Origin of the sequence: Bradyrhizobium elkanii USDA 76, assembly GCF_023278185.1 — a bacterium.
In the GTDB taxonomy this organism is placed as follows: domain Bacteria; phylum Pseudomonadota; class Alphaproteobacteria; order Rhizobiales; family Xanthobacteraceae; genus Bradyrhizobium; species Bradyrhizobium elkanii.
Window position 1 is genome coordinate 6154808 of sequence record NZ_CP066356.1, and the last position, 12801, is coordinate 6167608.

The window sequence follows — 12801 nt, forward strand, 5'->3', positions numbered from 1 at the left end:
CAGCACGATCCAGCTTCCCGCCGATCTACGCCACAGATTCGCGCGTGACGGCCGACATGCCGCGAGCTTCCGTCTGATCCGGCCCGCGTCCGCGACCTCTCAGCGCCTGCAGATCACGCAGGCGGACCGCGTGATCGCAAGTGTTCAACTCCCGGCCAACCGCGTTCCGGATCACCGGGCCGCACCACGCCGGCCGGTTCGCCTTCGAAACGGCGAACCTCCTCCGCTCACCATCATCATTCCGGTATACGGGGATCTGGCCGCGACGCGAGCCTGCATCGACAGCGCGTTGAATGCGCTCGCCTGCACGCCGGGCTCGACCATCGTCGTCGTGGATGATGCCTCGCCCGAGCCCGACATCAAGCGCCTGCTCAACGACCTCGCCGCCGAGTTCCGCATCCGGCTGCTGACCAACGAGCACAATCTTGGCTTTGTCGGCGCGGTCAACCGCGCGCTCGGCGAGACCGGCGCCGGCGACGTCGTGCTGCTGAACTCGGACACGATCGTGCCGAAATACGCGCTGCAACGCCTGCGCAGCGCCGTGCAATCGACGCCGCGCGTCGGCACCGCGACCCCGCTGTCGAACAACGGCGAATACACCAGCTTTCCGATCCCGAACCGGTCAAATCCCCTGCCCCCGCCCGGCGAGATCGAATTGCTGGATGAACTTGCAGGCAGGGCAAATTTCGGGATTGCCATCGACATCCCCAACGGCATCGGGTTCTGCCTCTACATTACCCGCGAATGCCTCGACGCCGTGCGCGAGCTCTCCGACGACTTCTATCGCGGCTATCTCGAAGACGTCGACTTCTGCCTGCGCGCAGCGGAGGCCGGCTTCCGCAACGTGTGCATTCCTTCGGTTTTCGTCGGACACGAGGGCTCGCGCTCGTTTCTGGGCGAGAAGCGTTCGCTCGTGATGCGAAATCTTCGCGTTCTCGAACACCGTTACCGGCGCTATGCAACGGACTGCGCCGCATTCCTGCTTGCCGATCCACTCCGCGATTGCCGCGCGGTGCTTGAGCTCAAGCTGCTCACGAACCAGCAGGTCGCCGCCGGCCCCACAGTCATCCTCTGCGGCTCGTCCGCCGGCCGCGCGATCGCCGTCAGGCGCTGCCGGCAGCTGGCTGCAGAGGGTCAGCACGGTCTGGTAGTGCAGATCCGCTCCGAGGGACAACGCCAGCTGGCTGCGATGTTCGATCCGGATGGCGGAGCGCCGCAGTCGATCGCACTCGACGTTGCAACGCCGGAGGGCCGCGAAGCTCTTCTGAGGTTTCTCGCCGATCTCGGAATCCGGTCGCTCGAGATTGCGGAGCCGAACCGCATTCCCGGCGCATGTCTGGCGCAGCTCACACGACGCTTTGCCTACGACCTCCTGATCACCGACACCGCGCTTGCAATGCGCACCGCATTTGGATCAGGCGTTCATCCGGATTGGACGAGCCTGGTCGCCGGGGCGCGGCGCGTGACTGCGATCGGTGACGACGGGACCGAATTCACGGAAGCCGTTCTCGGCCTGCAGGTCGTGAGGCTGAGCGACCCGTCTGCGCCGCCGACGCTGTATCCCGCCGTGAGCGGCCCCGCGCGTCTCGGCCTGCTGGTCCTGCACGCCAACGCCGCGGAATTTCGCTTCATACGAGCGTTGAGCGATCAACTGGCCGACGCCGACGAAGACGTCGAGATCATCGTGCTGGGGAGTACCCTCGACGATCTCAAGCTCATGCAGCGCACGAATGTCGTTGTCACCGGCGATATTGCCGTCGACGACGTTGCCACGCTCATCGAAGGTCACGGCATCACGAAATTGGTTCTCGACATCGGTGAACCGGCGTTTGGCCATCCATTGGTGGACGCGTTGCTGGCAACCGGGCTGCCGATCGCCGCGACGGAATGGAGCCCGACTCCTCCAGGACGTGGCCGAAGCACGGACCTGAAGCTGCAGGCGGGCTTTGATACCGATGCAACGATTGCTGCCGTAAGCGACTGGGCGGTCGAGGACGTCCTGCTACAACCCGATCGGAGGAGCGGTCGGCACCGGCGGCAGGTTGGCGCGCGGCTTCCATGATCGCGGCGGCCATGCAAGCGAGGAGAACGGCGTCGAATCCAGCCCCAGCAGCGGGCTGTAATAGGGATCGTCGAGTAGCACCTCGCCCCATTTCGCGCGCAGGATCGACAGCTCGCGCCTGAAGCGTGCCCTGCGATCCGGCGCGGAATCGCGGCCGCGGCTTGCCGACTCCAAATGAACGAGTTTCGCGTCCGGCGTGAACACGATCCGCCTTCCGAGCTGGCGCAGCTTCAGGCACAGATCGATATCGTTGAAGCTGATCGGAAAGCGGATCTCGTCCATGCCGCCGACGGTCACGAAATCGCTCTTGCGCATCAGGAGGCACGCCCCCGTCACCGCCGAACATTCGTGCGCCACCTGGAGCAGATCGCCATAGCCGGGATCGCCATCCATCCGGTCGTTGAAGGCGTGCGCGGCCGAGAAATTGGCCCCCAGAACCACTCCGCCGTGCTGCACGACGCTGCTCGGCCAGAGCAGCTTTGCACCGACGGCTCCGACATCGGGAGCGGCGAGCCGCCACAGCATCTCCGCCAGCCAGCCGTCGTCGAGCGCCTCGACGTCATTGTTGAGAAAGCAGATGTTGTCGGTATCGACGCAAGCGACGGCGGCGTTGTTGATGAATGCGAAGTTGAAGGGCCCCTCGACCGAAATGACGTCGATTTCCTGCGCGGACAGGCCATCCAGATAGTCCAGCGTTTCCGGCTCGGTCGAGCTGTTGTCGACGACAAGGATCCGGGCGTTCGTCTCATTTGCCGCCGGCATGACCGTCTCGATGCATCGCTTGAGCAGCTCGGCGCGATTTCGGGTCGGGATGATGATGGTGGTGCGCTCGTTCCAATCGACGGCGCGTTTGACCTGAACGGCCGGAAGAAGTCCCGCTTTTCGCGGCTCGACATTGGCCTCGATGCCGGCCCTGGCAAAATACGCCTTGCTTGCGGCGACCAGTTCGGCGGTGGCAGCCGACGCATCAATCCGCGGCAACGCCGCAACCGATCCCGGAAGATGATAGGTTCGATCCGGCTCCGCGCAGCAAAGGAAGATGTCGTAGAGCGACGTCGCCGATCGCAGCGCTTCCACGGCAGGCTCCCGACGCACCGCAAAACAATACGCCCCATAGCCCTGCTCGAGCGCGCGTTCGAGATCGAATGCGGAGAACGCCAGCGGCCAGACAGCGCCGGCGCCCGCAGCGACCTCGACGTCGCCATAGACCATATCGCAGCCGGGTTCGGACGCGAATAGATCGGCGAAGCGCTGCAAGGCGTCTTCCGCGAGGATCGTTCCGCTCAGACAAAACACAAAGAACGCGCTGCCAGCGGCATCGCCCTCGACAAACTCGCGCGCTGCTTTTGGATCGAATTGACTGAACGCCCGCGCCGGCAGGGACACCGCCGACCAGGCGGAGTGCCGTTGGGCTTCGAGGCTTTCGATGCTCTCGTCCACCCTGGCATCGCCGATCAGGACGACTGCCGCCTCGGATGCAACATCAGACTGTTCAGATTGTGTCGTCGGCGAGAAGCGCTCTTTCCAGCCGCGATAGGCGTGAAACGGCATCGAGGCCGGCAGCACCCGGTCGAACAGCTCTCCACGAAGCCGCTCGCTGTCCCAGCGCCCGAGATCCGCGAGCGTTTGCTCCAATCCGCGATCGAAAGCGACAAAGGAAATCGGCTCCGAGATCAGGCTCCGTCCTGAAATCGTCCGCGCGGATAGTCCGCGCATGCGACCGTCCGCAAAATGCTCGGGCAGATGAAAATCGATCCGGCGGCCGACGCCGAACTCGCCGCCCCGCGCAACGTTGGTCCACCCGGTCGGCTTCACGGTCATCACCGGGCGTTGCGCGATCAGGATTTCGATGTCCTCGTCGATGTCCTGGGCAAGCCAGCCTTCGAAGCGCAGACCTCCGACCCACTCGATATCGCCGATCCGGTGCCACCGCGCTTCCGGCGCAGCGACATCGCAGCGAATCGGAGCACCGACGGGACTGCCGATATTCGCCAGCCTTGCCTCAATGATCCCGGCGTTCGCGCTGACCTGATCCTGCACGTTGAAGGTAAAGCCAAATCGGGCGTCGCCGATCCCGGCCTCCGCAAGCTCTGTTACGAACTCGTCACACAATGATGACATGTATGGCTCGCCGTCGACGAGCAGGTCGACGGTGTAACGTCGGCCGAGATCGGCGCGATCATAGACAAACCCGGAAAACGTCGTGCGATCGGATCTGGAGAACTGCGTTTGCAACGACGCGTATTCAGCTCCTGAGGGCTTCTGCTTGCCAATCGTCTTCATGCTCATGTCCACCCTCAAACGGCAGCTCGATTGTCGGTCGATTTCAAGTTGAGAATGTGTCCATGGTGCGCCCGAGGTGACTAGCGGGCGCTCAGCTGCACCGAGGCGATCACCGTTTGCACAAAAAGCCGCCGACCTCCAACACAAACTATACGCTATAAAACTTGGCGTTATCGGCGCCAATTGTGCTAGTGCTAACTCCTCCTCTCCACACTGATCGACGAGCGGATTCATGAAGATTGCAATGGTTGGAACGGGATATGTAGGTCTCGTGTCCGGAGCGTGTTTTGCCGATTTCGGCCACCAGGTCGTTTGCGTCGACAAGGACGCCGGCAAGATCGAGGCCCTGAAGCGCGGCAAGATCCCGATCTACGAAACTGACCTCGATAAGCTCGTCGAGACCAACGCCGCGGCCGGACGGCTGACCTTCACGACGGAGCTCGCGGGCGCCGTCGCGGACGCCGATGCCGTGTTCATCGCGGTCGGAACGCCCTCGCGGCGCGGCGACGGCCATGCGGACCTGAGCTACGTCTATGCTGCTGCCAAGGAGATCGGCGCGGCGCTCAAGAAGTTCACCGTGGTGGTGACCAAGTCGACCGTGCCCGTGGGCACCGGCGACGAGGTTGAACGCCTGATCCGCGAAACCAATCCCGACGCCGATTTCGCCGTTGCGTCGAACCCCGAATTCCTGCGCGAAGGTGCCGCAATCCAGGATTTTCGCCATCCCGACCGCATCGTCGTCGGCACCGAGGACGATCGGGCCAAGAGGGTGATGGGCGAAGTCTATCGTCCGCTCTATCTCAACCAGGCGCCAATCCTCTATACCGCGCGACGCACGGCTGAATTGATCAAATACGCCGCGAATGCCTTCCTTGCCACCAAGATCACCTTCATCAACGAGATCGCCGATCTCTCCGAGAGGGTCGGGGCGAACGTGCAGGAGGTCGCGCGCGGCATCGGGCTCGACAACCGGATTGGAACCAAGTTCCTGCATGCCGGCGCCGGCTATGGCGGCTCGTGCTTCCCGAAGGACACCCGTGCGCTGTTCAAGACCGCGCTCGACCACGACGTCCAGCTGAAAATCGTCGAGGCCACGCTGACCGCGAACGACAACCGCAAGCGCGCGATGGCGCGCAAGGTCGCCAACGTGCTCAGCGGCGAGCTGCGCGGCAAGACCATCGGCGTGCTCGGCCTGACCTTCAAGCCCGATACGGACGACATGCGCGAGGCGCCCTCGATCCCGCTGATCAACGGCCTGATCGACTTCGGCGCCAAGGTTCGTGCCTACGATCCCATCGGCATGGAGCAGGCGCGCAAGGAATTGCCGGAGATCGAGTACTGCAAGGATGCCTATGAATGCGCGCGCCAGGCCGATGCGCTGGTGATCGTGACCGAGTGGCGCCAGTTCCGCGCGCTCGATCTCAAGCGCATCAAGCAGGAGATGAAGCATCCGGTCGTCGTCGACCTGCGCAACATCTACCGTCCGGACGAGATGGCCGCGCACGGCTTCACCTACGACAGCATCGGTCGGCCGCGCTGAGCGCGCGCGCCTGGCGACGATAGCCGCCGGTCGGTTCAATCCTGGAGCCTTGGTTCTGATCAAATCAGAACCAAGGCTCTTTTCTTGTCTGACGCGTTTTCTTCACGCGCACCGGCATCCCAACTTCCGAACTCGCCCTAAGCGTGGGCGGGCGCGCCGAGCTGGACAAATGCATCCAGTTCGCGCGCCAGCGCTTCCTGCCAGGTCGGCATCGCCACGCCGAACTGCGCCTGCAGCCGCGACAAGTCCAGCCGCGAATTGCCCGGACGCACCGCCTTGGTCGGAAAATCGGCCGTTGCGATCGGAGCGATATTCTCGACCGCCAGCGTGACGCCGCGGGACCTCAGCCCGCCGACAATGGCGGTTGCGAAGCCGTGCCAGCTGGTTTCGCCGGCGCAGACGAGGTTGACGACACCTCCCCTGCGCACGAGCTGATCGTGCAACGTGGTGAGGTTCGGCAGGACGATGCCGGCGACCGCACTGGCGATCGCTGATGCCGTGGTCGGCGCACCGATCTGATCGGCCACGATCCGCAGCTCCTTACGCTCGCCGGCGAGCCGCGCGATGGTGCGCAGGAAATTTGTGCCCTTTGCGGCATAAACCCATGAGGTGCGCGCGATCAGGTGCGCCCCGCCCGCCGCCTGGATCGCGGCATCACCGGCAAGCTTGCTGGCGCCGTAGACCGATAGCGGTTCTGTCGGGCTGTCCTCGCGCCACGGCCTGTCGCCCGAGCCATTGAAGACGTAGTCCGTGGAGAAATGCACCAGCGGCACGCGGTTCGCCGCAGCCCATTTGGCCATCACCTCAGGCCCCTTTGCGTTGACCAGGAACGCCTGCTCACGCTCGTCCTCGGCGCGATCGACGGCGGTATAGGCCGCCGGATTGATGATGAGATCGGGCTTCAGGCTCTCAAGCTGGCTCGTCAACATCTCCGGCTTCGACAGATCGAACTCCGCTGTGGGCGGCGCGATGATCGTGCCGTGGCTTTCCAGCAGAGGCTTGAGCGCGCTGCCAACCTGGCCGCGTGTTCCCGTCAACAAGATCCGCATCAGATTTGTCCATAGGTCGGAAGGTTGCTGGCGTCGGCCAGGAGCGGCGCGTCCGCATCCTTGGCCGACAGCTGTGGCTTGTCGACGCCCCATTTGATCCCGATCGCCGGATCATTCCACCGGATCGAGAGCTCGTCCTTGGGGCTGTAGAAATCGTCGCATTTGTAGAAGAAGTCGGCGGTCTCCGAGAGCACCACGAAGCCGTGGGCGAAGCCACGCGGCACCCATAATTGCCGACGGTTGTCCTCGCTCAATTCGACCGCGACATGCTTGCCGAAATTCGGACTGCCGACGCGCACGTCGACGGCAACGTCCAGCACCTTGCCGCGCAGCACAGTCACGAGCTTTCCCTGGGTGAGCGGGTTTTGCAGATGCAGCCCGCGCAGCACGCCATAGGCCGAGCGGGACATGTTGTCCTGCACGAAGGGACGCGTGATGCCGTGCTCGACGTAACGCGGAGACTGGTAGGTCTCGAGGAAGAAGCCGCGCTGGTCGCCAAACAGCTTCGGCTCGACGATCAGGACTTCAGGAAGCTCGGTCTTGATGACGTTCATCTAACATTTGTTCCAGTTTGACGCGCTTGAAATGTTAATTTCCCTCTCATAACAAACTTGTGCAGCGCACGCTATATGTTATGTTCTGATAGTCAAATTGTGAGGGACCATGAAAGGCATTATCCTTGCCGGTGGCACCGGCTCGCGCCTCTATCCGGTGACGACAGTCGTCTCCAAGCAACTGCTGCCCGTGTTCGACAAGCCGATGATCTACTATCCGCTGTCGACGCTGATGCTGGGCGGAATCCGCGATATCCTGATCATTTCCACGCCGCAGGACAAGCCGCTGTTCCAGCGCCTGCTTGGCGACGGCAGCGAGATGGGTGTCCGGTTCGCCTATGCGACGCAGGAGACCCCGCGGGGTCTTGCCGACGCCTTCATCGTCGGACGCGACTTCATCGGCGATGACTCTGTTGCCCTTGTGTTAGGGGATAACATTTTCTACGGCCACGGCCTGCCGAGCATGCTGTCGTCCGCCTCGATCCGCAAGAAAGGCGCCACCGTGTTCGGCTACGTCGTGAACGCGCCGGAGCAGTACGGCGTGATCGAGCTGGACGGCACCGGCCGGGCGCTCTCGATCGAGGAGAAGCCGAAGCGGCCGAAGTCCAACGTCGCGGTCACCGGCCTCTACTTCTACGACAATGATGTGGTCGACATCGCGGCGGGCATCAGGCCATCCCCGCGCGGCGAGATCGAGATCACCGACGTCAACAAGGCCTATCTCGAACGCGGCGACCTCTATGTCGAGGTGCTCGGCCGCGGCTTTGCCTGGCTCGACACCGGCACCCATTCCTCGCTGGTCGAAGCCAGCCATTTCGTCCAGATCCTGGAGCAGCGCCAGGGCCTGCGCATCGCCTGCCCCGAGGAGATCGCGCTGCGCCAGGGCTACATCTCGCTCGAAGCCTTCGCGAGGGTCGCACAGAAGACCGCCAAGAGCAGCTACGGCGAGTACCTGCTGTCGGTCTACCGCTCGTTCCACGGCGAGCCGCGCGCGGCGGAGGTATTCAAACATGCGGTTTAAGGGATCGACGATCTTCGTCACCGGCGGCGCCGGCTTCATCGGCTCCGCCGTGGTCCGCCACCTGCTGCGCGACACCCACGCCCGCGTCGTCAACATCGACAAGCTGACCTACGCGGCAAACCTCGCCTCGCTGCCCCGCGCCGCCGAAAGCCTCAACTACACCTTCGAGAAAGCCTGCATCTGCGAGGCACAGAACCTGCGCCGGCTGTTCGAGAAATATCAGCCCGATGCGGTGATGAACCTTGCCGCGGAAAGCCATGTCGACCGCTCGATCGACGGCCCCGGCGAATTCATCCAGACCAACATCGTCGGCACCTTCACGATCCTGCAGGAGACGCTGCGTCACTGGCGTACGCTCTCGCCCGAGAAGCGCGACCGGTTCCGCTTCCTGCATATCTCGACCGACGAGGTGTTCGGTTCGCTCGGCGACGAAGGGCTGTTCACCGAGACCACGGCGTATGCGCCGAACTCGCCCTATTCGGCCAGCAAGGCATCGTCCGATCATTTGGTGCGGGCCTGGCGCGAGACCTACGAGCTGCCGACCCTGGTGACCAACTGCTCCAACAATTACGGCCCCTATCACTTCCCGGAAAAGCTGATCCCGCACATGATCATCAAGGGGCTCGCCGGCGAGCCGCTGCCGGTCTATGGCGACGGCAAGAACATCCGCGACTGGCTGTTCGTCGAGGATCACGCCAAGGCGCTGACCCTGGTGCTGGAGCGCGGCGAGGTCGGCGAGACCTACAATGTCGGCGGCCGCAACGAGCGCACCAACCTGCACGTGGTCGAGAGCATCTGCGACCTGCTCGACGAGGTCGTGCCGGCCGCAGCAGGCCCGCGCCGCCAGCTGATCAATTTCGTCGCCGACCGGCCCGGCCACGACCGCCGCTACGCGATCGACGCCACCAAGCTCGAAACCGAGCTCGGCTGGCGCGCCGAGGAGAATTTCGAGACCGGCATCGCCAAGACCGTGCGCTGGTATGTCGACGAGCAACCCTGGTGGCGTTCCATCCTGGAGGGCGGCTACAAGGTGGAGCGCGTCGGCCTGAACCAGTAGCCGCCGGTCACCGCGGGTCATCAACAACGGTGGCAGCGCCGATCATCGTGGGACTTGCGGAATATCCCTCGGCCGGAAGGTGTCCGGCCGATCGGGTGCAAGGATGCAGCCCTTGGCGACCATGACTTGGCGCTGATGAACTGCGGCGCGGCCTGAAGATGCAACGACGTGCTGGCATCAGACACGTCCAACGCCCCCGGTGAAAAGGAATTGTCCCAGGGGCTGCGAACAACGAGGAGACGTCAATTGCTACCAAGAATGTCGCGGGAAGAAGCGGAACTGTTCTTGTCATTTGTGAGAAATAGCCGCGATTACGTCGAATTCGGCACAGGCGGAAGTACGGTCATCGCCTCAAAGCACGTCACGAACTCGATATTGTCCATCGATTCCTCACAGGACTGGCTGGATCAGGTCGATCGTGCGTGCGCCTCAGCTCGTACGAAGCCGCATTTGACGTTCATCGACATCGGACGCACTGGCGATTGGGGTTTCCCGGTCGACCCATCAACAAAGCCGCGTTGGCCGGACTATCACTCGACCATCTGGGAAACGCCGCAAAGCGCCGATGCTGATCTTTATCTCGTCGACGGCCGCTTCAGGGTCGCATGCTTCGCCCAGATCGTCCTGCACTGCAGCCCGACTGCAATCATCGGCATGCACGATTTCAGCTCTCGCCCCGCCTATCATTGCGTCAGAGAGATCGCTCGCGAGATTGCGACGGCCGGCGACATGTCGTTCTTCATGCCGCTTGCGAAGAGAGACGCTGCCGAAGCCATACTGCAGTCGTTCAGCGGAGAGCCGTCCTGACCGGCGAGCTCTCCCGACAAGGCAACATTGCACCACGGCTTGCCGCCTGAGCGTTCAAGGCGGCAATGCCCCGACAGAGCAGCCAGATCCAACCTCAGGAAGGCAGCGTTTGCGCGCATAGCGCGTCAAAGGATGCAGCGAACTCGGCAAAGACGCGCTCCTCGGCCGGCGACGCAAATTCAACTTTGCCCGACTGGTCAATTCGCATCGACCCCGTTCCCAAGGGAGCCGTCTCGGGACCGCGGTCTTCCCGAAGAGAGAGCATCCGCTTGATCTCGGTCACGTACAGCTTCTCGTTCTCTGTCGCCCGCGATATATCCCGCTCCAATACTTTCTCAAGGGAGTCCCCGCGCTGCATGAATCCGCGGGCAATCAGCTTGTTGAGATTGGCGCGGATCCTCTGCGCGGGCGACAAGGTCGCCATATGCAGCAGGAAAAATCCAAACAACGGCGCCGGCGGCTTCTTTCCCTTGGCGATCTGGCAGTTGTGATTCACCTCTCCCGAGAAAGGCGCGGCAGCCGAACGGATCAACGGCTTGCCCCAGGTGAGGCCATTGCGGAGCGTGCCCAAATCGGTGCCGCACAACATCCTGTCGCGATAGGAAGGCGCGTTGTACAGCCAGGTCGATGGGATAAACGCACCACCTTCCTTGTCGTTCAGGTGATGCAATATCGAAGCGTCGCTCGTGAAGCGTTCGCCGTCATAGAACGCCAGAAACTCGTCCGTATCCAGGAAGCAATGGAAATCGGAAGAAGCCGACAGGCTGGCGTACAGCTCCTCGAAGTTTTTGGGATTGTGCAGATTGTTGTGAAATCCGCCGAAACTCGCGATCAGCAAGTCCGGCCCCAACTCTTCGTAAACCGACAAGACCTTGCTGTCGGCAGATCCATTGTCAAGAATGATCAGGTTCGCATCGCCCACGATCTTCCTGTGATGGTCCACCCAATCCGCAAGGAAAAACGGATCATCCTTGGTCTTGAGAACGATCTTGAGCGCTCCATGGCTGCTCCGGATGCGATCGCAAATCGCAGTAGATTCATTTTCCCATGCAACCAGCTGCATCAAACACGGTCCCTGTGCGTTGCAATCAACATCGACTGGTTTTAGCCAATCTAAGCTCATCGCGCAGAAAAAGTTTGGCCCATCATTAGCCGTACTGTCAGTTGATCATTAGGGCGTTTTTGAAGAGAATCAACAGGATGTTTGGGAAAACAACGGCGAGCGCTCGAAGATGCTGACACGACGATTGTTCCTGGCCCTGGGCTCAGCTGGAGCCCTTAGCTATACGGTTGAGCGCGCCCTGGCCGCCCAGCAAGCGGCTGCGCGCACCGACCGGCCTCTGGTGGGCGCGCTGCGGTGGGACGCCTGGTATGCGCCCGGATCGACGCCAACGAAGGCGGTTGAAACATCGCTCTCGCCGCAGCAGTACCATTGGCGAGTTCCATTCTTTGCGAAGGAGACCACTGGAAAGAGCCGCAGTGAGATTGCCTTTCCGGAGATCACGCAACAGACGATCGACAAGGAAATCAAGCAGGCCGTTTTCGCAGGCATCGACTACTGGGCGTTTGTCGCCTACGGCTCCGCCGATCCGATGTCGAGGGCCCTGAAGGTCTTCAGGGAAAGCCCGATCAAGAATGAGATTTCCTACTGCATCTTTACCGAGTTCCCTCGATGGGGCTCCCACGACAAGCCAAGCCCGCTGATTGACGAACACGTCAAACTCATGGGCGACAGCAACTACCTGAAAGTAGCGGGCGGAAGACCGCTGTATTTTCTCGGCTTCATACATGTTGCCGACGTTGAAAAACGATGGGGTGGGATCGAGAACCTGCGGGCCCAGATCGAGCAATTCAGAGCGCGTGTAAAGGCTGCGGGACACGGAGATCCGTATCTGGTGCTCACCGGTGACAAGAAACTGCTCAATGAACAGGGCGCTTTCCTGACTGCCGACGCGGTCAGTTCCTATGCCGGCGTTTACGGCAGCGTCCGTGGCTCCTATGCCGACCTCACGCGCGGCGCGGAGCGAGACTGGAATGAACTGGCCAAGAGCCGGCTTCCCGTCATCCCCACCGTGATGACCGGCTGGGACCGCCGTCCACGCATCGAACGCCCAGTGCCTTGGGAAGCCAAGCAGCGCCCCGGCGTGGGGATGGAAAATTTCTTCATTGCGCCGACCGGGGCGGAGCTGTCGGATCATCTGCATCGCTCGATCGAATGGAGGGCAGCTCAGCCCGGTGAGATGAAGTCTCCCGCGATCCTGATTTATGCCTGGAACGAAAACGACGAAGGCGGATGGCTTGTCCCCACCTTGCCCTGCAAGACCGAGCGCCTGGAGGCCCTGCGCAAGGTCCTGAAAGACGCGCAATCCAAGCAAAGGCCAAACCTTTGCTAGCGCTGATGTGCTGAGGCTGGCGCCCGCGAGCTTCT

At 62.3% G+C, this 12801-nt stretch carries 10 protein-coding genes; 6 read left to right on the forward strand and 4 right to left on the reverse strand.

Features of this window, described 5'->3' with window-relative positions; all coding sequences use genetic code 11:
- Positions 1 to 130 precede the first annotated feature (130 nt).
- Positions 131 to 2062, forward strand: coding sequence for a glycosyltransferase family 2 protein (locus JEY66_RS29775; RefSeq protein ID WP_157183442.1), 1932 nt, complete (start codon positions 131 to 133; stop codon positions 2060 to 2062).
- Here JEY66_RS29775 and JEY66_RS29780 read toward each other — a convergent pair.
- Positions 2003 to 4345, reverse strand: a complete 2343-nt coding sequence (locus JEY66_RS29780; protein WP_240537072.1) for a glycosyltransferase family 2 protein — start codon at positions 4343 to 4345, stop codon at positions 2003 to 2005. The two genes, JEY66_RS29775 and JEY66_RS29780, sit on opposite strands and share 60 nt — an antisense overlap.
- Positions 4346 to 4577: 232 nt before the next feature.
- On the opposite strand from JEY66_RS29780, the gene JEY66_RS29785 reads away from it, so the two are divergent.
- The gene (locus JEY66_RS29785) at positions 4578 to 5885 is read left to right on the forward strand and encodes a UDP-glucose dehydrogenase family protein (RefSeq protein ID WP_026192533.1); all 1308 of its coding nucleotides are present in this window, start codon (positions 4578 to 4580) and stop codon (positions 5883 to 5885) included.
- 137 nt (positions 5886 to 6022) lie between these two features.
- Here the strand turns inward: JEY66_RS29785 and rfbD are convergent, their stop codons facing one another.
- Positions 6023 to 6934: a dTDP-4-dehydrorhamnose reductase gene (rfbD, locus tag JEY66_RS29790; RefSeq protein WP_018270713.1), complete on the reverse strand. Its 912-nt coding sequence runs from the start codon at positions 6932 to 6934 to the stop codon at positions 6023 to 6025.
- The gene (rfbC, locus tag JEY66_RS29795; protein WP_016841672.1) at positions 6934 to 7488 is read right to left on the reverse strand and encodes a dTDP-4-dehydrorhamnose 3,5-epimerase; all 555 of its coding nucleotides are present in this window, start codon (positions 7486 to 7488) and stop codon (positions 6934 to 6936) included. Before rfbC ends, rfbD begins: the two co-directional genes overlap by 1 nt.
- Positions 7489 to 7597: 109 nt before the next feature.
- On the opposite strand from rfbC, the gene rfbA reads away from it, so the two are divergent.
- From rfbA to JEY66_RS29810, 3 genes are all read left to right on the forward strand, one after another.
- Positions 7598 to 8509, forward strand: coding sequence for a glucose-1-phosphate thymidylyltransferase RfbA (gene rfbA, locus JEY66_RS29800; protein ID WP_018270712.1), 912 nt, complete (start codon positions 7598 to 7600; stop codon positions 8507 to 8509).
- Entirely contained in the window at positions 8499 to 9566 is a 1068-nt protein-coding gene (gene rfbB / locus JEY66_RS29805) for a dTDP-glucose 4,6-dehydratase (RefSeq protein ID WP_016841674.1), read from the forward strand. The genes rfbA and rfbB overlap by 11 nt, the downstream gene beginning before the upstream one ends.
- A 168-nt stretch (positions 9567 to 9734) precedes the next feature.
- The gene (locus JEY66_RS29810) at positions 9735 to 10373 is read left to right on the forward strand and encodes a hypothetical protein (protein WP_244620846.1); all 639 of its coding nucleotides are present in this window, start codon (positions 9735 to 9737) and stop codon (positions 10371 to 10373) included.
- A 94-nt stretch (positions 10374 to 10467) separates the two neighbouring features.
- On the opposite strand, the gene JEY66_RS29815 is transcribed toward JEY66_RS29810, so the two are convergent.
- A complete protein-coding gene (locus JEY66_RS29815; protein WP_018270710.1) occupies positions 10468 to 11436 on the reverse strand; it encodes a hypothetical protein in 969 nt (322 codons plus the stop codon).
- A gap of 169 nt (positions 11437 to 11605) precedes the next feature.
- Here JEY66_RS29815 and JEY66_RS29820 point away from each other — a divergent pair, with 169 nt between their 5' ends.
- Complete coding sequence (locus JEY66_RS29820) at positions 11606 to 12766, forward strand: glycoside hydrolase family 71/99 protein (RefSeq protein ID WP_018270709.1); 1161 nt, start codon at positions 11606 to 11608, stop codon at positions 12764 to 12766.
- The last annotated feature ends 35 nt before the right edge of the window (positions 12767 to 12801 follow it).

What these genes read in the sequence shown, in the direction of transcription:
- JEY66_RS29815 (WP_018270710.1), bottom strand. Translation starts at nt 11,436, where the DNA reads ATGCAGCTGGTTGCATGGGAAAATGAATCTACTGCGATTTGCGATCGC.
- rfbB (WP_016841674.1), top strand. Translation starts at nt 8,499, where the DNA reads ATGCGGTTTAAGGGATCGACGATCTTCGTCACCGGCGGCGCCGGCTTC.
- JEY66_RS29785 (WP_026192533.1), top strand. Translation starts at nt 4,578, where the DNA reads ATGAAGATTGCAATGGTTGGAACGGGATATGTAGGTCTCGTGTCCGGA.
- rfbA (WP_018270712.1), top strand. Translation starts at nt 7,598, where the DNA reads ATGAAAGGCATTATCCTTGCCGGTGGCACCGGCTCGCGCCTCTATCCG.
- JEY66_RS29820 (WP_018270709.1), top strand. Translation starts at nt 11,606, where the DNA reads ATGCTGACACGACGATTGTTCCTGGCCCTGGGCTCAGCTGGAGCCCTT.
- rfbC (WP_016841672.1), bottom strand. Translation starts at nt 7,488, where the DNA reads ATGAACGTCATCAAGACCGAGCTTCCTGAAGTCCTGATCGTCGAGCCG.
- rfbD (WP_018270713.1), bottom strand. Translation starts at nt 6,934, where the DNA reads ATGCGGATCTTGTTGACGGGAACACGCGGCCAGGTTGGCAGCGCGCTC.
- JEY66_RS29780 (WP_240537072.1), bottom strand. Translation starts at nt 4,345, where the DNA reads ATGAAGACGATTGGCAAGCAGAAGCCCTCAGGAGCTGAATACGCGTCG.